This is a genomic window from Bradyrhizobium sp. IAR9, assembly GCF_013408065.1.
Lineage (GTDB): Bacteria > Pseudomonadota > Alphaproteobacteria > Rhizobiales > Xanthobacteraceae > Bradyrhizobium.
In genome coordinates this window covers 83,034-103,883 of the sequence record NZ_JACBZW010000023.1, presented here as the reverse complement: position 1 = coordinate 103,883, position 20,850 = coordinate 83,034, and the positions used below count along the sequence as shown (strand labels likewise).

The following is a 20,850-nucleotide window of genomic DNA, read 5'->3' as shown; positions in this document are numbered from 1 at the left end:
CGGGGGGGGGGGGGGGGGGTGGTGGGTGTTTGTTTTTTTTTTTTTTTTCCCCCCCGGGGTGGTGGGTTGGGCGCCCCGGGTTTGTGGGGGGGGGGGGCCCCAGCCCCACGAGCGGTGCGTGTGGCCACCCCCCTCCCCGCCCCTCCCCCACAAGGGGGGAGGGAGAAGAAAGCTCCACCAGCGTCGGCAGGAATCCCGCCAGCGTCTTGCCGGCGCCGGTCGGTGCGATCAGCAGCGCACTAGCGTCCTCGCGCGCCTTCTCCAGCAGCGCCAATTGATGCGCGCGCGGCGACCAGCCGCGGGCCGCGAACCATTGCTGGAAGCGGCTCGGCAGCAGCGTGGCCGGCTCGGCCGATGTTTGGAGGATACGGGGCGGCACGGCATGACAGGTAAGCCGTGAAGATCACTTCGTCGAGGGGTGCCGCCCTCCCCGCCTGCACGAGGAGGGCCAGCGCTCTCACGCCCCGGCCGGCACCTGATCCAGAAATCCGGTCACGCTTCTGATGCGGCCGTCCTTCAGCACGACGAAATCCGTGCCCTTGATCGGGCTGTCGGTGCCATCGGGACCAAGTCCCCATGAAAAGCGGATGTGATCGCCGTAGCCGTTGGGTTCGCCGATCAGCTTGAACCTGAAATCGGGAAAGCGCTGCTGCACGCCTGCGATCAGCGCCTCGATGCCGTCGCGGCCGTCGCCCTTCATCAGGGGATCGACATAGCTCGCATCGCTCGTCCAGTTTTCGCTGAACAGCTCCGCGGCGCCCGCCGGCGGCGCGCTCGTTCCAGAGCTCGATGTAGCGGCGGGCGATGGTGATGGGATCGGTCATGGTGCTCTCCTTCGATGACGCCGTGGTTGGCTGTCCCTGACTATCGAAGGATCGCGCGCGCCGATCGATTACCTCGTAGGTCATGCGCATGATCCGGAAAAGTGTAGAGCGGTTTTCCGGCCAGATCATGCGCAAAAAGAACTGAGTCGCGCGAAAAAAAATGGAGCGCGATGATGTTGTCATCGCGCTCCATTCGCACGCGAATTGATCGTGAAGATTACTTCGCGGCCGTGACCATGATCTCGACGGTGTATTGCGGCGCCGCCAGCTTGGCTTCGACGGTGGCGCGGGCGGGGGTATTGCCGGCCGAGACCCAGGCGTCCCAAACTGCGTTCATCTCGCCGAACGTCTTCATGTCGGTGATGTAGATCGTGGCCGAGAGCAGCTTCGACTTGTCGGTGCCGGCCTTGGCGAGATGGCCGTCGATGGTCGCCAGGATGTCCTGGGTCTGCTTCGTCACGCTTTCGCCGGCGGCCTTGTTGGCGACGACGCCGGCGAGATAGACGGTGTTGCCATGCACGACGACCTGGCTCATGCGCGGGCCGGTTTCGAAACGCTGAATGCTCATTTACGGATCTCCTCACTGGAATGGCGGCCCTGTCTAGCCCAGCACCTCGCGCCGTGCCACCCCGGGCACGCATGCGTTGCCTGCGGCGCATGCGTTGCCGGGCACGCATGCCGTCAACGCCGAGCATGTGCGCCTCATAGAAACTGACTGAAAAAAGCCCAGATCGTCTCGGCGCCATCGATGTCGCCGTTCTGCGGCCCGAGCAGGCCGGCTGCGACCCTCGGGAAGCGGGCATCCGGAGAAAATCCAGGCATGCGGTGGCCGCCATGGTTGATCCGATAGAGCACGACGTCGTGTCCCCTCGGGCAGCGCGATGAGATCCGGGTCACTGTCGATTGGTCTGCAGGCGCCTTGTCGGGCAAGTCGGTCACGCTGGCATCGTCGGTCTCACAACCATTGAGCTTGCGCCAGAACGCCAGCGTCTCCTCGGTCGACCAGAACCCGTCCGCGGCAAAATAGCTCGATCCGCGACCGCCCTCATACGGGACCAGCTGGTCGGCTGTTCCGTTCATGAGCAGCATCGGCAGAGACCTTGACGGATGGCAGGTGACGGCGGCCTCGTCGGTGAGATTCATGATCACGCTCGCACCGGCCGCAAACAGATCGGCGCGGGCGCAGACCATGGTCATCGCCATGGCGCCGCCATTGGAGACGCCCGCGACGAAGACGCGCTTTGCATCGGCCGTGCCGTCGGCCACCAGCTTCTCGACGAGCTTTGCGAGGAAGGCGACGTCGTCGGTGCCCGCGGGCGGTCCGCGCAGCGCAGGCCCCGCCTTGGTTCGCGCGTCCGCCCAGGCATTGTTGAGCCCGTCCGGAAAGACCACGGCCAGGCCCTCGCGCTTTGCGACCTGCGGCCAGGCCGTCCGCGAGATCATGTCGGCGCCGCGCTGGGTCTTGCCGTGCAGCACGATCACGAGCGGTGCCGGCTTCTTCGCGGGAAGCTGCGCGGTGTAGGACCGCTTCACGCCGTTGACGTCGACCGTCTCGGCGGATGCGACTGACGCGGCGGCCAATGCCGCGACCAGCGCGCCGATGCGCAGCATCCGCCGCATGACCTACCCCACCGCTTTCGCCGCGGCCCGGCCGGCATTGCGGCCCGAGAACAGGCAGCCGCCGAGGAAGGTGCCTTCCAGCGAGCGATAACCATGCACGCCGCCGCCGCCGAAGCCGGCGGCCTCGCCGACCGCATAGAGGCCGGGAATGACGGCGCCCTCGCCGCCGAACACACGCGAGTCGAGATCGGTCTCGAAGCCGCCCAGCGTCTTGCGGGTGAGGATGTTGAGCTTGACCGCGATCAGCGGCCCTTGCGCGGGATCCAGGATCCTGTGCGGGGAGGCGGTGCGGATCAGCCTGTCGCCGATATAGCGGCGCGCATTGTGGATGTTCATCACCTGCGCGTCCTTGACGTAAGCGTTGGCGATCTCGCGGTCGCGCGCCTCGATCTGCATCCTGATGTGCTCGAGCTTGAGAAGGTCGCTGCCGGCAAGCCTGTTCATCTCCGCAACAAGGTCCTCGATCTTGTCGCGCACGATGAAGTCGACACCATGGCTTTTGAATGCTTCGACCGGCGCGGGGGCGCCCTTGTTGGTGGCGCGGCGCAAGGTCATGCGCCAGCTCTTGCCGGTGAGGTCGGGATTCTGCTCCGAGCCCGACAGCGCAAACTCCTTCTTGATGATGCTCTGGGTCAGGATGAACCAGGAATAATCATAGCCGGTCGACATGATGTATTTGAGCTGGCCGAGCGTGTCGGAGCCCGGGAACAGTGGCGCCGGCAGCCGCGTACCTGTGGCGTCAAACCACATCGAGGACGGGCCGGGCAGGATGCGGATGCCATGGCGCGGCCAAATAGGATTCCAGTTCTGGATGCCCTCGACATAATGCCACATGCGGTCGCGATTGATCAGCCGCGCGCCTGATTTCTCGGTGATACCGATCATGCGGCCGTCGACATGTTCGGGCACGCCGGAGATCATGAACTTCGGGGGATCACCGAGCCGCTTCGGCCAGTTCTGCCGCACCAGCTCGTGATTGCCGCCGATGCCGCCGGACGCCACGATCACGGCCTGCGCCCTCAGCGCAAACTCGCCGACGACGTTGCGCGAGGAGCTCTTGCCGCGCTCGATCGTGTCGGGGGCGAGGACGGCGCCGCTGACGCCATCCACCGTGCCGTTGGTGATTGAGAGCGCATCGACGCGGTGGCGGAACCTGAAGCTCAGCCGGCCGCTTTTCATCGCCTCGCGCGCACGGCGCTCGAACGGCTCGACGAGCCCGGGCCCGGTGCCCCAGGTGACGTGAAAGCGCGGCACCGAATTGCCGTGGCCCATCGCGTCATAGCCGCCGCGTTCGGCCCAGCCGACCACCGGGAAGATGCGATGGCCCATCGCCCGCAGCCAGGCGCGCTTCTCGCCGGCGGCGAATGCCACATAGGCCTCGGCCCATTGCCGCGGCCAGAAGTCCTCGTCGCGGTCGAAGCCGGCGGCCCCGATCCAGTCCTGCATGGCCAGGTCGAAGGAATCCTTGATGCCGAGCCGGCGCTGCTCCGGCGAATCGACCAGGAACAATCCGCCGAACGACCAGAACGCCTGGCCGCCGATCGACTGCTCGCCTTCCTGGTCGACCACGATCACGCGCTTGCCCGCATCCGCGACCTCGGTTGCGGCAACCAGTCCCGATAGGCCCGCGCCGACAACGATGACGTCAGTCTCTTCAGCCATGTGTTTCCCCCTCCATGATTCCCCGGCCACAGGTTCCTCCCTGTAGTCGCCCGGATTGAAGCCAGCGGTTGTAACTGAGATCAAGGGTGTGGCGCATAAGACATCATTAACTTGTTCCACTTTGGGATAGAGACCCATCGGGTGCAGCGCGGACGCAACACTGGATTTGAATTTGTTTTGAGCGAGCCGGCCTGCCTAGACAAAACCGCGGTTACGACAGACGCTAGTCGCGCATCACCACCGAACACGCAGATTCGAATTCGACTGGGGCGGGGGACAATGAAGTTTCTGACGGGGTTGCTTGCGGCGGTTCTCCTGATCGCTTGCATGGGGGCTTCTCACGCGGTGGTTCGGATCGCGGATGACCGCGGTGGCCGGATCGGAACCTATGTCGACAAATACCAGGACCTGCGGCAGTCAGGTGACACCGTCATCATCGACGGCCTCTGCGCCTCGGCCTGCACCATCGTCCTCGGTGCCATCCCGCACGACCGCATCTGCGTGACCTCGCACGCGACGCTCGGCTTCCACGCCGCGTGGGATTTCGGCACCAACGGCCGCGCCGTCACCAACGCCGAAGCCACCCAGATGCTCTACGCGATGTATCCGTCGCAGGTGAAACGCTGGATCACCCAGCGCGGCGGCCTCACCCCGCACATGCTGTTCCTGAAGGGCAAGCAGCTCCAGGCCATGTACAAGCCCTGCTACCTGGATGCGCAAGCCTCGGCCAACAAGCCGTCGTCGCGGTAGGCGCACACTCGTCACTCCTAGCACTGCTCATGGCCGGGCTTGTCCCGGCCATCGACGTTTTTGGGCTCGGTGAAAAGCGCGTGGATGCCCGGCCCTTCGCCGCGCCGAAGCGGCTTCGGCCGCGCAGGCGGGACAAGCCGGGCATGACGAGAATGGGACGTACTTCCGCACCCCGTGATCCCCCTCCCGGCCGCCGCGCTTGCCCGGCCACGCCCCAGCGCCTATTTGAAAGGCAGGGAACCCCGACCTTCGCCCCGATCGTTGTCATGGCTCAATTGCTGCACCCCTCGCATCCGCTACAGGACAATTCGCCCACTGCCGGCCGCACGCCGTTCGTGCTGCTGTTGGCGGGCGCGGGGCTCGGCGGATTGCTCGTGCTCGGCGCGCTGGCGCTGTGGTTCCACTACGGCACGCAGATGTTCTTCGAAATGATCAGGACCGGTTTCGCCGCCTGCTTCTGATCCGCCACAGGAAGTTTTTCGCTCATGAGTTCCGCCGCCCGTCCGCTGGTGATTGCGACCGCCTTCGCCGCAAGCCTCGTTGTCGGCCTCCTGATCATGTTCTGGGCCATGGGCGGGGTCAGCAAGGTGGCGCAGCCGGCCGCGATCGGCGGCCCGTTCCAGCTGACCGACCAGAACGGCAAGGCCGTCACCGACAAGAGCCTGAAGGGCAAGCCGACCCTGATCTTCTTCGGCTACACCCATTGCCCAGATGTCTGCCCGACCTCGCTGTTCGAGATCTCGGAAGTGCTGCGCGCGATGGGCAAGGATGCCGACAAGGTCAATGCCGTCTTCATCTCGGTCGATCCCGAGCGCGATACCCCGGCGACCATGAAGGAATATCTGTCGAGCTTTGATCCGCACCTCGAGGGCCTGTCCGGCGATCCCGCCGAGACCGCCAAGGTCATCACCTCCTACCGGGTCTACGCCAAGAAGGTCCCGACCAAGGACGGCGACTACACCATGGACCACACCGCGCTGATCTATCTGATGGACCGCGACGGCCGCTTCGTCTCGCCGTTCAATTTGAAGCGGACGCCGGACGAGGCGGCGGCGGATTTGAAGAAGTATCTCTGAGAAGAGAGCAGGATCGAGCGGCATTCTCGGTGCAACCTCTCCCGCTTGGGGGGGAGGTCGGCGCGCACAGCGCGCCGGGTGGGGCTCTCTCCACATTGGGGCTCTCGCGCGCGGAGATACCCCCACCCCGGCCCTCCCCCGCAAGCGGGAGATGGAGCGCACCTCGACTTGGCTGCATTCCATGCTCGCGTTCCCGTCGGGATGGTCTATAACGCCCTCCGATCCCAATGAAATTCGTTCATTTCCGGCCGATGGCTCCATCGCAACAGGCGAAATCGTCCAAATCTGCCCGTGGCTTGCTGACTGGGCTGGCCGCTGCGGCGTGCCTGCTGACGGGTCTTTCTGCTGCCCAGGCCCAGGCGCCCGCCAAGCGGCCCCCGGCGGCGCCTCAGGCCACGCCGCAGGTCGCGCCCCAGGCCGCCCCGCAGGCCGTGCCCGGGTTCTGGGACCCGCGGCGGCGACCGGAGCGGCCGGACCTGTCGCGCCTGACCGTGATCCGCTTCCTGACCGAGACCGACTATCCGCCGTTCAATTTCACCGGCGCCGACGGCAACCCGGCCGGCTTCAACGTCGATCTGGCCCGCGCGCTGTGCGAGGAGATCAAGGTCACCTGCACCGTGCAGATGCGCCGCTTCGAGACGCTGGTCGACGCGCTCTCCTCCAACCGCGGCGATGCCATCATCGCCTCGATGGCGGTCAGCCCGCAGCTGCGCGCCCGCGTCGACTTCACCGACCCCTATTACCGCGTGCCGGCGCGCTTCGCCTCGCGCAAGGACGCGGTGATGCCGGAGATCCGCCCCGAATATCTCGAGGGCAAGAAGGTCGGTGTCATCGCCGGCTCCGCGCACGAGGCCTATCTCAAGGCGATGTTCACCGACGCCGAGCTGCACCCGTATCCCAACGACGACGCGATGCGCGCCGCCCTTCGCAAGGGCGAGGTCGATTTCATCTTCGGCGACGCCATCTCGCTGGCGTTCTGGATCAACGGCACCGATTCCGGCGATTGCTGCGCCTTCTCCGGCGGTCCCTTCGTCGAGAGCCGTTTCTTTGGCGAAGGCATCGGCATCGCCGTGCGCAAGGGCAACGACGTGCTGCGCCAGGCCCTGAACTGGGCCCTGTTCCGCGTCTGGGAAAAGGGCCGCTACACCGATCTGTGGCTGCGGTATTTCTCGGTGAGCCCGTTTTAGCCCTCCGCTCGCGACGAGCAAACTGCCGTTGGGTGGGCAAAGGCGCGTCAGCGCCGTGCCCCACGTCTTCGAGGTGGTGGGCACGCTTCGCTTTGCCCACCCTACGATCCCCGCGATAGTTGCTCCGCAACTTTTGCATTCTGCCCGGAAATCGCTATTTTCCGCGGCCCGGAGGCCCCCTTGATGTCCGTTATCGATCCCAACATGAGCCCGAGCGATTTGCGCGCGCTCGCCGAACAATCCAACGCCTGGCCGTTCGAACAGGCGAAGGCCATTGTCGCGCGGCTGAAGAAAAGCCCGAAGGACGAGGTGCTGTTCGAGACCGGCTACGGACCGTCAGGCCTGCCGCATATCGGCACGTTCGGCGAGGTCGCGCGCACCTCGATGGTGCGCCATGCCTTCCGCGTGCTGACCGAGGACAAGGTCAAGACGCGCCTCCTGGCGTTCTCCGACGACATGGACGGGTTTCGCAAGGTGCCGGACAACGTCCCCAACAAGGAGATGCTAGCCGCGCATCTCGGCAAGCCGCTGACGCGGGTGCCGGATCCGTTCTCCAACGAGTACCCCTCGTTCGGTGCGCACAACAACGCGCGCCTGCGCGCGTTTCTGGATCATTTCGGCTTCGACTACGAGTTCGCGAGCTCGACCGACTATTATACGTCCGGCCGCTTCGACGCGACGCTGCTCAAGATGTTGGCTGCCTACGACAAGGTGATGGCGATCATCCTGCCGACGCTGGGACCCGATCGCCGCGCGACCTATTCGCCGTTCCTGCCGATCAGCAAGACCAATGGTGTCGTGCTGCAAGTGCCGATGATCCGCCGCGACGTCGCCGCCGGCACCGTGACCTATGTCGACCCCGACACGAATCAGGAAGTGGAGACGCCCGTCACCGGCGGCAACGTCAAGTGTCAGTGGAAGGCCGACTGGGCGATGCGCTGGGTCGCGCTCGGCGTCGACTACGAGATGGCCGGCAAGGATTTGATCGATTCGGTGAAGCTCTCAGGCGCGATCGCCAGGGCGCTCGGCGGCACGCCGCCCGAAGGTTTCAACTACGAGCTCTTCCTCGACGAGCAGGGCCAGAAGATCTCGAAGTCGAAGGGCAACGGCCTCACCATCGACGAGTGGCTGCGCTACGCCTCGCCGGAATCGCTGTCGCTGTTCATGTATCGCGAGCCCAAGGCGGCCAAGCGGCTGTATTTCGACGTCATCCCGCGCAACGTCGACGATTATCAGCAGTTCATCGACGGCTTCGCCAGGCAGGATGGCAAGCAGCAGCTCGGCAATCCGGTCTGGCACATCCACAACGGCAAGCCGCCGCAGGGCGACATGCCCGTCACCTTCCAGCTCCTGCTGACGCTGGTGTCGTCGTCGAACGCGGAGAATGCCGAGACGCTGTGGGGTTTCATCGGCCGTTATCGTCCGGGCGTCTCGCCGCAGACGCATCCCAAGCTCGATGCGATGGTCGGCTACGCCATCAATTACTACCGCGACTTCGTCGCGCCGACGAAGCAGTTCCGCGTGCCCTCGGACACCGAGCGCAGCGCGCTGCAGGATTTGCGCGATGCGCTGTCACAGCTTGCGCAGGACGCATCGGCCGAGGACATCCAGAACGTCGTCTACGAGATCGGCCGCCGCGAGCCGTTCCTCGATCAGGTCAAGAAGGGCAAGGACGGCCGTCCCGGTGTCACGCTGGACTGGTTCAACATGCTCTATCAGGTCCTGCTCGGCCAGGAGAAGGGCCCGCGCTTCGGCTCCTTCGTCGCGGTGTACGGGGTGCAGAACGCGGTCAACATGATCGACGGCGCGCTGGCGCGGAGCGCGTGAGGCAAGAGGTAGCCCGGATGGAGCGAAGCGCAATCCGGGGTTCTCGCAAATTGCACGCCTGGTCCCGGATTACGCTGCGCTCCATCCGGGCTACGGACCGTTTGCTTCAGCTCAAATCGATTTCAGCACGTAGCGCCGGTTGTCCTTCTGCACCGGGCGCGCGTTCATCGGATAGAGTTTTGCGAACGCAGCGACGTCAGCGGCGGACACCTGAATCGGGGTGGTCAGCAGCAACCATTCGACCACTTCCGAACAGGGCGGGGTCGTCAGCGAGCCGGGATAGCGGAAGTAGCTCAGCTTTTGCGGCAGCATGGCGTGCGGATCGATGCTCGCATCCGCCTTCACCGCCGGGCCTTCCGCCGCCGGCATGGTCTTGACGATCTTGCCGAACGCCGGGTTCGGCCTGCCCTCGGCCATCAGCACGCCGACCACGGCGAGGCCGCCGGCTTCGTTGCGATGGACGAAATGCGCCTCCATCGGAAAATTCTTGCCGCCGATCATGTGCTCGCTCGGCCGGTGGAAGTGCACCTGAAGCAGCTTGTACTTGACGTCGCCGAGCATCAACGTGCTGCCCTCGGCGAAGTTGAGCTGGATCGTGTGTCCGTTGTTGACGATCGTGTCGGCGCTCTTGCCCCAGTTCAGCTTCAGAACCGGCAGTTGCGACTTGATCGTCCCCTCGATGTCGATCGGCGACTGCTGCAGGCCGACCGCGCAGGCCTTGTTGGCCGCATCGAGATCGCCCCATTTGGCCGGTCCGCCGACGCCCTCATAGCTCCAATGCGCGCCTTCGGCTGCGAAGGCCGGCTTGCAGAGCGGACAAAGCGCAAGACCCGCGAGAGCCTTCAATGCGTGACGGCGATTCATCGTATTCCCCCAGAGATGAATTTGACTGGCAATATCGGCCGCAACCTATGCGAGAGCGGCGGTGAGTCGCAATGGCGATGCAAGAGTGACGCGAGCCGGAAGCGGATTCAGACCTTCTGGCGAAAGGTCTCCAGCACGGCCGCGACGATCTTCTGCCCGTTTCTGCGCAGCTTCCTGGAATCCTCGGCGTGGGGCAGCAGCAGTCCGATCTTGCAGATCATGGCGTCGATCATCCGGCTGAGCAGATCGACATCGTCCGCGTGCAACTCCCCATCGCGCTTCAGCGCCCGCAGCGTCGCGATCAGGAGCGCGGTCGGGTAGGTCTCCTCGATCTCGCGATAGCGCGGCTCGCCGAGCACGGCCTGCGCTTCCTGGATGACGATGCGCGCGTAGTCCGGCTCTTCGCAGGCGTCGAGATAGGCGTCGATGCCGGCGCTGAGACGATCCCAGATCTTGCGCTCATTGCGCGCCGCGATCTCGATTCTGCCGGCCGCCTCGCGCTGCATGGCGACGACGACGGCGTCGAACAGCGCCTTCTTGTCCTCGAAGTGATGGTAGAACGCGCCGCGCGTGACCCGCGCCGCCCGCGAGATCGCCTCCATGCCGGCGGCCTGAAATCCGTGGGCTGCAAACGCTTCGCGGCCGGCATCGAGCAGCGCCTGCCTGGTGGCCTCGCTGTACTCTTCCCGACGACTTCTCGGAGGATCCTTCGCCCGCATCGCGCGCAACCTAATGCTTGACGCGTCGGTATCAAACCACATATAACATACATGATGTATGTATTAGACGTATAGAATGTAAAAGTTGTCGAGGTAGCCATGGACGGCAAACGCATGTTCGAGCTGGCGGAAGGGCTGGCGATCGCGAAGAGCCGGCAGGACGTCGCTGCGGCGCTGGAGGTTCTGCATCCCGACATGGTGCTGGAGACGCCGGCCTTCGGCACGAGGGCGCAGGGTCTCGCCGAAAACGAGCGCATCCTGACAAGCTTCTTCAAGTCATTCCCGGACTATCACGTCACCCTCGACGGCCACGCCAATTCCGCCGACACGCTGGTCTGCTGGGGCACCGTGCGGATGACGATGACGGGGGATCGCTTCGGGGCCGTGCCGAACGGCCGTCGCGCCGAGCTGCCGGTGTTCATCGCCTTCGCCTTTCGCGACGACAAGATCGCATATGAGCGCTTCGTCTTCGATCTCTCCGAGCTCTGCGCCCAATCCGGCGTCTCGACCGACGCGATCAGGCGCAAGCTGTTCGGGGAAGCGACGCAGGCGGCATAACTCCATCCACGCAACAGGAGCGTCAGACCATGGCCGATCCCCGCATCAAGCCCGTCGGTGACCTCGCGACCAGACTTCTCTTCGACATCGTTGTCGACCTCGATCCGCGCCTTAATTTCGGCGCCGGGCCGGTCGGGCAGCGCGTGCTATTCGGGGCGGCCAAGGGCTCGTTCGAAGGCCCGCGCCTGCGCGGCGAGGTGCTGCGGGGCGGCGGCGACTGGGCCTTGTTCCGCGCCGATGGCACCATGACGCTCGATGTGCGCCTGTCGCTGCGGACGCATGATGGCGAGCTGATCTACATGACCTATGGCGGCCGCTGGGTGACGCCGCAGTCTTTGCGCGCCGAGATGGCGGATCCCGCGCGACGCACCAAGGTCGATCCCGCCGGATATTACTTCCGTACCAATCCGCTGTTCGAGACCGGCTCGCAGACCTACGCCTGGGTCAATGACATCGTCTGTGTCGGCAAGGGTTATCTCGTCGAGGGCGCCGTCGCCTACAAGGTCTTCGAGGTGCTGTGAGAGCTTCCGTGGATCCGTTGAGTACGTTGCACGTGAGCAGTGCCCTCGCCTTCACTGGCTCGCCCACATGATGCGCGCCATCCACGCCACATCGCTCGCCGCCATGGTGCGCCCGGCCTGCGACGCATCGAGCGATTGAAGCTCCAGCGCCTTCGCGGTGCGGCGCCCCAGCGTCGCGACCATCACCTCGCCCGCCCTGGTTTTCACCACCACGCGATCGCCTTTGCGGATCGGCGCGCCGGGTGAGACCAGGATGAGGTCGCCATCGCGATAGGCAGGTAGCAGCGCATCGCCGGAAATCTCCAGCGCAAAGGTGTGGCTGTCCTCGGTGGGAAGCGCGATTTCGGTCCAGCCCTTGCCGGATGGAAGGCCGGCCTCATCGAAAGCGCCGCTCGCGCCGGCCAGCGCGAAGCCGAGCAGCGGTACCGAGCGGCCGTCGCCGGCGTCATCGTCGATCAGCCGCGCAAAGCTCTCGATCGACGACTCGGCCGCGGCCAGCGCCTTTGCGATCGATTCGGTCGAGGGCCAGCGCTCGCGGCCGTCGGAGGTGACGCGCTTGGACCTGTTGAAGGTGGTGGGATCGAGCCCGGCGCGCTTGGCAAGACCGGACGGCGACAGACCGGCGCGCGCCGCCAACCGATCCAGGGCGACCCAGATCTGGTTGTGCGTCAGTATCCTCTGCGCTTTGGCCTGCCTGACCATGCAAGGTCCAGCCCGTCGCAACTCAGGAAAACTATCCTCAAATCAACCGGTTTTCCGTTTTTCGCGCAAGAGGCGGCGGGGCAGCCGCCCTCAAGCGAAATGGATACCGGCTGGCCCCAGGAAAACGCCGCAAGAAAACGCACCAAAACAGGAATTTAGAGACCCGTTCCGATTTCATCGGAGCGGAATAGGCTCTAAGCCTTGAGTTCGGAAGGGGCGGCCTTTACGGTCGCGCCCGGGTTTCGGGGACCCGCACGCGGCGAAAAAACCCAAGAAACTCAAAGAGCTGACTCAAAGAACAAACAGGGCTGCGCAAGCGGTGGTCAAGATCTACAAAATCTGTCCGGCCTCGGCCTGGCGTGAGGCGGAACGGCAGGGTGTCTACCGGGGCAGCGCGGACGATGCGCGCGACGGCTTCATCCATTTCTCGACCGCTGCCCAGGTTCCCGAGACCTTGCGCAAGCACTATGTCGGACAGCGCGCGCTGTTCCTGGTCGAGGTCGACGGCGACGCGCTCGGCAGCGAATTGCGCTGGGAGCGCTCGCGCAATGACGAGCTGTTTCCACATCTCTATGGCGAGCTCGACCTCGGCGCGGTGCTGTCGGTGATGAACCTCAACATCCGCTCGGACGGCGGCCACGACACTCCGGAGCTGCTGCCGTGATCCGCGCTTTCGACGCCTTTTCGCTGCCGGTGCTGCGCTGGCTCGATCCGGAAGACGCCCATCGCCTCGCGATCCAGGGATTGCGCTTCCTGCCGCCGGTCAAGCCGCGCGCTGACGATCCCAAGCTTGCGATGCGCGCCTTCGGGCTCAACTTTCCCAATCCGATCGGCATGGCCGCGGGCTTCGACAAGAGCGCCGAGGTGCCCGACGCGCTGCTGCGGCTCGGCTTCGGCTTCGTCGAGATCGGCTCGGTGACGCCGAGGCCGCAGAGCGGCAATCCGCGGCCGCGGCTGTTTCGTTTGGAGCGCGATGAGGCCGTCATCAACCGCATGGGTTTCAACAATGACGGCGCGGACGTCGCCTTGCGCCGGCTCGCCGCGCGCGCGCAGCATGGCGGCATCGTCGGCGTCAATGTCGGCGCCAACAAGGATTCGCCGGACCGCGTCGCCGATTACGTCAAGCTGATCGAGACCTTTGCGCCGGTCGCGAGCTATTTCACCGTCAACGTCTCCTCGCCGAACACGCCGGGCCTGCGCAATTTGCAGGAAGGCGCCCTGCTCGACGATCTCCTCGCCAGGGTGATCGACGCGCGCGAGCGTGTGCGTCAGAAGGCCGGCGACACGCCGGTGCTGCTCAAGATCGCGCCGGATCTGAGCCTCGCCCAGCTCGACGACGTCGTGCAGGTGGCGCGCTCGCGCCGGGTCGACGGCATGATCGTGTCGAACACGACGATCGCGCGGCCGAGCACGCTGCGGGAGGGGATGCGCGCCAAGGAGCAAGGCGGCCTGTCCGGCCGGCCGCTGTTCCGCCTGTCGACGCGCATGGTCGCGGAGACCTATGTGCGCGTCGAAGGAGCGTTCCCGCTGATCGGCGTCGGCGGCGTGGATTCGGGCGGTGCCGCGCTGACCAAGATCCGCGCCGGCGCGAGCCTGATCCAGCTCTATTCGTCGCTGATCTACAAGGGCCTCGGCCTCGTCGACGAGATCAAGCGCGACCTCACCTCGACGCTGCTCCGCACCGGGCGGGATTCCCTGTCCGAGATCGTCGGCGCCGATGCCGCGACGCTCACAGCGGAAGATTGGCCGGGGATGTAAGGCGGTCTCGTGCCCCGAACGTAGTCATCGTCCGGGCTACGGTTCTTCTACGATTTCGAAAACGTCGCCCTGAATTGCGCCGGATACCTCGCGGCCTGCAAGCCGCCGCGCGAGAGGTACGAAGCCATCAGCGCGCACCACAGCCCGGCATTGCCGAGCGATTGCAGCGCCCACCAGGCGGCGAGGAAGATCACCAGCGAAGCCAGCATCAGATTGCGCATCTCGCGCGCCCAGGTCGCGCCGATATAGATGCCGTCGAAGCCGAAGGCGAACACGCCGGGGATGGGCACGAGCACGACGAACGGCAGGAATTCGCGCGCGGCACGGCGGACGTCGTCACTCGCCGTCATGAAATCGATCAAGGCGGGCCCGAACAGCGCGAACAGTCCCGACACCACCAGCGCGAAGCCGAGCCCCCATAGCAGCACCAGCCGGGTCGAATCCGCAAAGCCCTTTGCATCGCGCGCGCCAACGGCGCGGCCGCACAGCTGCTGCGCTGCGTTGGCGAGACCGTCGAGGAAGAAAGCGCTGACCAGCAGGAAATTGTTGAGCACGGAGTTGGCGGCCAGCGTGACGTCCCCGGCCTGCGCGCCCTTGGCGGTGAAGAACAGGAATACGGCGATCAGCGCCGCAGTGCGGATCAGGATGTCGGTGTTCACCGCCAGCATCCGCAACAGCTTGTCGCGGTCGAGTAGGGTCGCGTACGGCACGGCGAAGCCGCCATCGGCATAATGGCGGCAGACGATCACGCCGAGGGCGAACCCGACCGCTTCCGACAACAGCGCGGCGATCGCGGCACCGGCGATGCCGGTGTCGTAGATCAGCACCAGCAGGATCGTCGCCGCCATGTTGACGAGGTTGATGACGACCTGAAGCATCAAGGCCGAATTGGCACGCGCCTGGCCGATCAGCCAGCCGAGGATGACGTAATTGGCGAGCGCGAACGGCGACGACCAAATCCGGACCTTGAAGTAGGTCTTCGCGGCCTGCGTCACACCCTCGCTGCCGCCCATGAGATCGAACAGCAATGCGGCCAGCGGCAGTTGCAGCACGATCAGCGCGGCGCCGATCAGGCCGGCAACGATGAAGCCGCGCGCCAGGATCGCGGTCGGCTGGCGCGTGTCGCCCGCGCCCAGCGCTTGCGCGGTGAAGGCGAGCGTGCTCATCCGCAGGAAGCCGAACAGCCAGAACAGGCAGTCGAAGATCACCGAGGCCATCGCGACGCCGCCAAGCAGCGCGGCATCGTCGAGACGGCCGATCGCGGTGGTCGAGACGATGCCGATCAGCGGCGTAGTCAGGTTCGCGACCATCGCCGGCCCGGCGATGGCGAACACTTCACGTGTGCCGACTTTGGGATGGACGGGCGCGTGCATGGTTCAGAACACGACGACCATGCCGTCCTCGGCCGCCATATGGGGCAGCGTGTCGAGGCGCGACAGCATGTCGTCGCTCATATGGGTGAGGACGACCCGCTTGGCGCCGATGTCGGGCAGATGCTGTTCCAAGGTCTTCAGGCTGAGATGGTTCTTCACCACCTTCTCGTACATATAGGCCTCGGCAATGAAAAGATCCGCGCCATGCGCCAGCGGAATGAGCGTCTCCGTCCATTCGGTATCGGCGCTATAGGCGAGTGTGCGGCCCTCGGCCTCGACGCGGTAGGCGAGGAAGGGGCCGCCGGATTCGCCGTGCACGACCGGATAGGGCGTCACCGTCACGGCACCGAAAGTCCGGCTTTGCTCGGGCGAGAGCTCGACGACGGAGAGCTCGAAGCGCTGCTTCGTCTTTGAGGAATGCTCGAACAACACATCCATCACCTCGCCGAGCCGCGTCTCGATGCCTTGCGGGCCCGCGATCGTCAGCGGCCGCGTCCGCCGCGAGAATTGCGCGTCGAGCAGGACAAACGGCAGGCCGGCAAAATGATCACCGTGGAAATGCGTGATCAGGATGAGATCGATGTCCTCGCACGCGATCTCGAGCCGCTTCAGCGCCGGCAGAGCCGACGCACCGCAGTCGATCAGGAAATTGGCCTCGCGCCCCGAGACATGGAAGCAGGTATTGAGCCTGCCGCCGGAGCCGAAAGCATCGCCGCAGCCGACAAAACGCAATTGCATCGGCTGCGGACCTTCAAAATCTCACCGGCCGCGCGGCGTGCCGAACACGCGCGAGAGCAGCCAGATCGGGATCACGATGACTGCGCCGAGCAGGAAGTAGCGCCACAGCCAGTTGATGGTGTCGAAGCCGAGATCCCAGAGACGCTGGAACAAGAGGCGAATGCTGGTGAGGATGTTCCAGGGATCGAAGCCGATCGCGGCGAGCACGACGCCGACCAGGATCGAGAGCAGGACCAGGCGAAGCGCGACCGCCAGCGGCGAGCCGCCGAGAAAGCGGTTCAGCCCGTCGTTGCGGCCGGCCGGCAAATCTCTGACGTCTTGGACCATCTCAAACTCCTGTAGGCGGATTCGACCCATTATAGGGCACGGCGAGGCACATGGGGAACCCGTGACGGACCGTCAATCGGGTTACGGGAGTTTAATTCGGGTAGCCTCGGTTTGGGAGCGCTGCCGGCCGCGGTCGCCAACCTCTCCCGCTTGCGGGAGAGGTCGCGCCGAAGGCGCGGGTGAGGGCTTTCTCCTCTAGGGGATTGTCCCATCGCGGAGACAGCCCTCTCCCCAACCCTCTCCCGCAGGCGGGAGAGGGAGCGCATCTCCGCCTTGGCGACAATCGAGCGCTCTCATAAAACGCACTCACACCTCAATCTCCGCCGCCTCCGCCTTCAGCATCCTCTCCAGCGTCTCCAGCCGATCGGCCTCGCGCGGCGGCTTGTCCCAGCGCAGGCGGCTGATGCGGGGGAAGCGCATGGCGACGCCGGATTTATGGCGCGGCGAGCGCTGCAGGCCCTCGAACGCCACCTCCAGCACCAAGCCCTTGTCGCCCTCGTGCACGACATGGCGGACGGGGCCGAATTTTTCCGTGGTGTTGCGGCGGACGAAGCGGTCGATCTGCAAGAGCTCCTCGTCGGTGAAGCCAAAATAGGCCTTGCCGACCGGCACCAGCTCGTCGCCGCCCTCGCCCGCGGTCCAGACGCCGAAGGTGTAGTCGGAATAAAAGGACGAGCGCTTGCCGTGACCGCGCTGCGCATACATCAGCACGGCATCGATGATGTGCGGATCGCGCTTCCACTTCCACCACTGCCCCTTCGGCCGGCCCGGCAAATAAGGCGCATCGCGCCGCTTCAGCATCACGCCCTCGACGGCGTCCGCGTCTTCGCCGGCACCGGCGCTTGCGGGATCGGCGCGTGCGGCGGTGAGCGCGTCCCAGCTTGCGAAGGCGACGGTGGGCGACAGATCGATGCGGGGATCGTCGAGGTTCTTGATGAAGGTCTCCAACCGTTCGCGCCGTTCCGCGAACGGCAGCTCGCGCAAATCGTTCTCGTCGTCGCCGAGCAGATCGTAAGCGCGCAGGTGAATCGGAAATTCCTTGATCAGCTTTGGCGAGACGACCTTGCGATTCAGCCGCTGCTGCAGGACGTTGAAGCTCTGCACACGGCCCTCGCGCAGGATCAAGAGCTCGCCGTCGATCGCGCCGGGCAGGCGCAGCGACGGCACGAGATCGGGAAAGCTCCCCGTGATGTCCTCGCCGGTGCGTGAATAGAGCCGCGCCGTGATGTGGCCGCGATCATCGCGGCCCGCCACCGCCTGCACGCGGATGCCGTCCCATTTCCACTCGGCGATGTAGTCGGCGGGATCGAGCGCGGCGAAATCGCTGTCCTCGATCGCATGCGCCAGCATCACGGGCCGGAACGGCGCGGGATCGCGGTTGACCGGCTTTTCGGCACGGCCTTCCAGCCATGCGAACAGGTCGAGATAGGGTGGCGCAAGGCCAGGCCAGATCAGCTCGACCTCATGCGGATCCTTGTCGCCGAGCGCGGCCGCCGCGGTCTTCGCCAGCCGCGCGGAGATACCAATCCGAAGCGCGCCAGTGACGAGCTTCAGCAGCGCCCAGCGGCCGGTCTCATCAAGCTCGTCGAGCCAGCGCTCGAGCTGTTTTGGCAGCTCGGTCTTGCCGAGCGTGCGCAACGTGGTGACGACTTCGGTCAGGGTCGGCGGCGGTGGATTGTTGTGGTTGCGGGCGTGAGGGGACTCATCAGCATCTCGCCCGCGGGACCCCCCTCCCTGACCCTCCCCCACAAGGGGGGAGGGAACGGAGAGGCTCGTGCGTCCCTCACTTTGGAAATCGCTGAGAGATATTGTGCTCGCTGACAACGCCGCACTGCGCTGCGCTCCCTCCCCCCTTGTGGGGGAGGGCGGGGGAGAGGGGTGGCCCGGAAAAGACTGCGAATTGTTTTGCGCCTTCGGCCACATCAGCGCCACCGTCTCCGAGAGATCGCCGACATAGTCGTAGCTCAAACCGAACAGCACCGGATCGGTGCGCGCGGCGATGAGATCGCGGATCAAGGCGGGCTTGGCGTGCTTGAAGCTGAGCGCGCCGGTGAGCGCGGCCAGCGCGTAGCCGCGGTCGGGGTCTCCAACCTCGCGGAAATAGCCGGTGAGCAGCCGCAGCTTGTTGTTGCGGCCGGGCTCATAGGCGAGACGATCCAGGAGTTCGGCGAAGCGGTTCATGCCTCGGCCTCGTCTGTGGCCGGTGTCTCGCTCTCCTCCTCGTCGCCATAGCCGACGAGATCGAGCGGCTGCGCGCGCAGGCCCCTGCTCTGGCACCAATGCACCAGCGCATCTTCCTGGCCGTGCGTGACCCAGATCTCGCCGGCGCCGGTCGCGGCGATGGTGGCGGTGAGGCCGTCCCAGTCAGCATGATCGGAGATCACCAGCGGCAGCTCGATGCCACGCTGCCGCGCCCGGGCGCGCACGCGCATCCATCCCGAGGCAAACGCGGTGACGGGATCGGGAAACCGCCGCGTCCAGAGATCGGAGGTCGCCGAGGGCGGCGCCAGCGTGATGGTCCCGGCGAGCGCCGCCTTCTTCACGCCCTTCACTGGCCTGAGCTCGCCGAGATCGATGCCGCGGCTCTGGTAGTACTCGGTGATCTTCTCCATCGCGCCATGCAGATAGATCGGGGCGTCATAGCCGGCCTGCCGCAGCAGGGCGATCACGCGCTGCGCCTTGCCGAGCGAATAGGCCCCGACGAGATGCGCGCGCTCCGGAAACAGCGTGACCGAGGCCAGCAGCTTCTTCACCTCGTCGCTCGCATCGCCATGCCGGAATACCGGCAACCCGAACGTCGCCTCGGTGATGAAGACGTCGCAGGGCACCAGCTCGAACGGCGTGCAGGTCGGATCGGGCGCGTCCTTGTAGTCGCCGGAAGCGACGATGCAGGTGTCCTTGCAGGTCACCGCGATCTGCGCCGATCCCAGCACATGGCCGGCCGGGTGGAATTTCACGCAGACGTCGCCGAGCCGGATCTCCTCGCCATAGTTGATGACTTGCGTCGATCCGGCAAAATTCTCGCCGTAGCGCAGCCGCATCATGTCCAGCGTTTCCTGCGTCGCCAGCACCGCACCATGGCCGGCGCGGGCATGGTCGGAATGGCCGTGGGTAATCACGGCCCGCTCGACCGGGCGAACGGGGTCGATATGGAAGCCGCCGGGCTTGCAGCACAGGCCGGCAGCAACTGGCAGCAGGATGTCTTGGGGGCGCATGGTGGTCATATAGGAAGCGAGCGCCTCCAATTCACCCGTCATGCGCGGACTTGACCCGCGCCTCATATAGGAAGCGAGCGCCTCCAATTCACCCGTCATGCGCGGACTTGACCCGCGCCTCCATCCACTTAAACAGTTGCTTTTTTGATGGATTGCCGGCGAGCCGGCACGACGAGTGTTGGTTCCCAATGCCCCTCCGCCTGTTCCAGACCTCCGGCGATCTCATGGCCGACCGCCGCTTCGAGTTCGCGCGCGACCTCCAGCTCAAGGGCGACCTGCCCGCCGCCGCTGACCTCATAGAGCAGGCGATCGAGCTTGCGCCGAACTTCACCTCGGCCTGGTTCACGCTCGGCGAGATCCGTCAGCAGCTCGGCGAGCGCGACAAGGCGATCGAGGCTTTCCGCAAGGCGCGCGATTGCGATCCTGATGACCAGCACGGCGCCGGCCTGCATCTGATGCGGCTCGGCGACGCCGAGATGTCGGAGATGCCCAAAGCTTACGTGCAGGCGCTGTTCGATCAATACGCGCCACGCTTCGAGCATGCGCTGATCAACGATCTCGGCTACCGCGCCCCCGCGCTGATCTTCAAGGCGGTGCTGGCCGCGCGCGTCGCGGCGAAGAAGCCAGCCTTCTTCAAGCGCACCATCGATCTCGGCTGCGGCACCGGCCTCGCGGCCGCCGCCTTCGCCAAACAGGTCGACCATTTCATCGGCATTGATCTGTCGCCCGGCATGATCAAGGAGGCGCGCGCCACCAACCTCTATGCCGAGCTCGAAGTCGCCGACATGATCGACGGCCTGCGCAGCAAGGACGACGGATGCGCGAACCTCGTCGTCGCTGCGGATGCGTTCGTCTATCTCTCCGATCTCGCGCCGGTGCTGAGCGAAGCCAGGCGCGCGCTCGTATCCGGCGGCGTGCTCGCCTTCACGCTGGAGACGCATGACGGCAGCGGCATCGTTCTCGGCGAAGGCCTGCGTTATGCCCATTCGGCGGAATATGTGCGCGGCGCGATCGCCAAGGCCGGGCTCAAGCTGCTGACGCTGGAGCCGGCCTCGCCGCGCATCGAGAACAACGAGCCGGTGCGCGGCCTCGTGATCGTAGCCGAGAAAACTTGAGTTTAGGCGCTAAC

The 20,850-nt window shown here is 65.4% G+C and carries 21 protein-coding genes and 2 pseudogenes; 10 read left to right on the top strand and 13 right to left on the bottom strand.

The features are described from left to right. The 5 genes and pseudogenes from GGD67_RS40225 to GGD67_RS37960 form a co-directional block, all read right to left on the bottom strand. A pseudogene (locus GGD67_RS40225) lies at window positions 1–379 on the bottom strand (DNA ligase-associated DEXH box helicase); the annotation flags it as partial. A 78-nt stretch (window positions 380–457) separates the two neighbouring features. Further along, window positions 458–824, bottom strand: a pseudogene (locus GGD67_RS37975) (nuclear transport factor 2 family protein). A 217-nt stretch (window positions 825–1,041) separates the two neighbouring features. Then, on the bottom strand, window positions 1,042–1,392 hold the full coding sequence (locus tag GGD67_RS37970; RefSeq protein ID WP_018320814.1) for a RidA family protein: 351 nt from the start codon (window positions 1,390–1,392) through the stop codon (window positions 1,042–1,044). Window positions 1,393–1,526: 134 nt separating this feature from the next. Next, entirely contained in the window at window positions 1,527–2,444 is a 918-nt protein-coding gene (locus GGD67_RS37965) for a PHB depolymerase family esterase (RefSeq protein ID WP_179740030.1), read from the bottom strand. 3 nt (window positions 2,445–2,447) lie between these two features. Further along, the gene (locus GGD67_RS37960; protein ID WP_179740028.1) at window positions 2,448–4,106 is read right to left on the bottom strand and encodes an FAD-binding dehydrogenase; all 1,659 of its coding nucleotides are present in this window, start codon (window positions 4,104–4,106) and stop codon (window positions 2,448–2,450) included. Window positions 4,107–4,385: 279 nt separating this feature from the next. Between GGD67_RS37960 and GGD67_RS37955 the strand changes: the two genes are divergently transcribed. The 5 genes from GGD67_RS37955 to GGD67_RS37935 all read left to right on the top strand — a co-directional run bounded on the left by GGD67_RS37955 (window position 4,386) and on the right by GGD67_RS37935 (window position 8,946). Further along, window positions 4,386–4,856, top strand: coding sequence for a hypothetical protein (locus GGD67_RS37955; protein ID WP_018320817.1), 471 nt, complete (start codon window positions 4,386–4,388; stop codon window positions 4,854–4,856). 266 nt (window positions 4,857–5,122) lie between these two features. Further along, on the top strand, window positions 5,123–5,317 hold the full coding sequence (locus GGD67_RS37950) for a hypothetical protein (RefSeq protein ID WP_179740025.1): 195 nt from the start codon (window positions 5,123–5,125) through the stop codon (window positions 5,315–5,317). A 24-nt stretch (window positions 5,318–5,341) separates the two neighbouring features. Continuing rightward, on the top strand, window positions 5,342–5,932 hold the full coding sequence (locus GGD67_RS37945) for an SCO family protein (RefSeq protein ID WP_018320819.1): 591 nt from the start codon (window positions 5,342–5,344) through the stop codon (window positions 5,930–5,932). Between the two features lie 251 nt (window positions 5,933–6,183). Further along, window positions 6,184–7,119: a transporter substrate-binding domain-containing protein gene (locus tag GGD67_RS37940; protein WP_179740040.1), complete on the top strand. Its 936-nt coding sequence runs from the start codon at window positions 6,184–6,186 to the stop codon at window positions 7,117–7,119. Window positions 7,120–7,302: 183 nt separating this feature from the next. Continuing rightward, window positions 7,303–8,946 (top strand): lysine--tRNA ligase, encoded by a 1,644-nt coding sequence (locus tag GGD67_RS37935; RefSeq protein ID WP_018320821.1) that lies wholly within the window; start codon window positions 7,303–7,305, stop codon window positions 8,944–8,946. 111 nt (window positions 8,947–9,057) lie between these two features. On the opposite strand, the gene GGD67_RS37930 is transcribed toward GGD67_RS37935, so the two are convergent. Further along, window positions 9,058–9,810, bottom strand: a complete 753-nt coding sequence (locus GGD67_RS37930; protein ID WP_018320822.1) for a carbonic anhydrase — start codon at window positions 9,808–9,810, stop codon at window positions 9,058–9,060. Window positions 9,811–9,917: 107 nt separating this feature from the next. After that, entirely contained in the window at window positions 9,918–10,529 is a 612-nt protein-coding gene (locus GGD67_RS37925; protein WP_179740023.1) for a TetR/AcrR family transcriptional regulator, read from the bottom strand. A 99-nt stretch (window positions 10,530–10,628) separates the two neighbouring features. Between GGD67_RS37925 and GGD67_RS37920 the strand changes: the two genes are divergently transcribed. Next, complete coding sequence (locus GGD67_RS37920; protein ID WP_179740021.1) at window positions 10,629–11,087, top strand: ester cyclase; 459 nt, start codon at window positions 10,629–10,631, stop codon at window positions 11,085–11,087. 29 nt (window positions 11,088–11,116) lie between these two features. After that, a complete protein-coding gene (locus tag GGD67_RS37915) occupies window positions 11,117–11,608 on the top strand; it encodes a DUF3237 domain-containing protein (RefSeq protein WP_179740019.1) in 492 nt (163 codons plus the stop codon). 51 nt (window positions 11,609–11,659) lie between these two features. Here GGD67_RS37915 and GGD67_RS37910 read toward each other — a convergent pair whose 3' ends face one another. Next, window positions 11,660–12,310 carry a helix-turn-helix transcriptional regulator gene (locus GGD67_RS37910; protein WP_179740017.1) on the bottom strand — a complete coding sequence of 217 codons (651 nt, stop codon included), beginning with the start codon at window positions 12,308–12,310 and terminating at the stop codon, window positions 11,660–11,662. A gap of 319 nt (window positions 12,311–12,629) precedes the next feature. Between GGD67_RS37910 and GGD67_RS37905 the strand changes: the two genes are divergently transcribed. Together GGD67_RS37905 and GGD67_RS37900 are read left to right on the top strand one after the other, a co-directional pair. Continuing rightward, window positions 12,630–12,974 (top strand): DUF952 domain-containing protein, encoded by a 345-nt coding sequence (locus GGD67_RS37905; RefSeq protein ID WP_018320827.1) that lies wholly within the window; start codon window positions 12,630–12,632, stop codon window positions 12,972–12,974. Then, window positions 12,971–14,068 (top strand): quinone-dependent dihydroorotate dehydrogenase, encoded by a 1,098-nt coding sequence (locus GGD67_RS37900; RefSeq protein ID WP_092251729.1) that lies wholly within the window; start codon window positions 12,971–12,973, stop codon window positions 14,066–14,068. The genes GGD67_RS37905 and GGD67_RS37900 overlap by 4 nt, the downstream gene beginning before the upstream one ends. Before the next feature lie 47 nt (window positions 14,069–14,115). Here GGD67_RS37900 and GGD67_RS37895 read toward each other — a convergent pair whose 3' ends face one another. The 5 genes from GGD67_RS37895 to GGD67_RS37875 form a co-directional block, all read right to left on the bottom strand. Then, window positions 14,116–15,441 carry an MATE family efflux transporter gene (locus GGD67_RS37895; RefSeq protein ID WP_179740015.1) on the bottom strand — a complete coding sequence of 442 codons (1,326 nt, stop codon included), beginning with the start codon at window positions 15,439–15,441 and terminating at the stop codon, window positions 14,116–14,118. Window positions 15,442–15,444: 3 nt separating this feature from the next. Beyond that, complete coding sequence (locus tag GGD67_RS37890) at window positions 15,445–16,179, bottom strand: MBL fold metallo-hydrolase (RefSeq protein ID WP_179740013.1); 735 nt, start codon at window positions 16,177–16,179, stop codon at window positions 15,445–15,447. 21 nt (window positions 16,180–16,200) lie between these two features. Beyond that, window positions 16,201–16,506 carry a DUF6460 domain-containing protein gene (locus GGD67_RS37885; protein ID WP_179740011.1) on the bottom strand — a complete coding sequence of 102 codons (306 nt, stop codon included), beginning with the start codon at window positions 16,504–16,506 and terminating at the stop codon, window positions 16,201–16,203. A gap of 306 nt (window positions 16,507–16,812) precedes the next feature. After that, window positions 16,813–18,687 (bottom strand): ATP-dependent DNA ligase, encoded by a 1,875-nt coding sequence (locus tag GGD67_RS37880; RefSeq protein WP_179740009.1) that lies wholly within the window; start codon window positions 18,685–18,687, stop codon window positions 16,813–16,815. After that, window positions 18,684–19,721: a ligase-associated DNA damage response exonuclease gene (locus tag GGD67_RS37875; RefSeq protein ID WP_179740038.1), complete on the bottom strand. Its 1,038-nt coding sequence runs from the start codon at window positions 19,719–19,721 to the stop codon at window positions 18,684–18,686. Before GGD67_RS37875 ends, GGD67_RS37880 begins: the two co-directional genes overlap by 4 nt. Before the next feature lie 188 nt (window positions 19,722–19,909). On the opposite strand from GGD67_RS37875, the gene GGD67_RS37870 reads away from it, so the two are divergent. Continuing rightward, the gene (locus GGD67_RS37870; protein ID WP_179740007.1) at window positions 19,910–20,836 is read left to right on the top strand and encodes a class I SAM-dependent methyltransferase; all 927 of its coding nucleotides are present in this window, start codon (window positions 19,910–19,912) and stop codon (window positions 20,834–20,836) included. The last annotated feature ends 14 nt before the right edge of the window (window positions 20,837–20,850 follow it).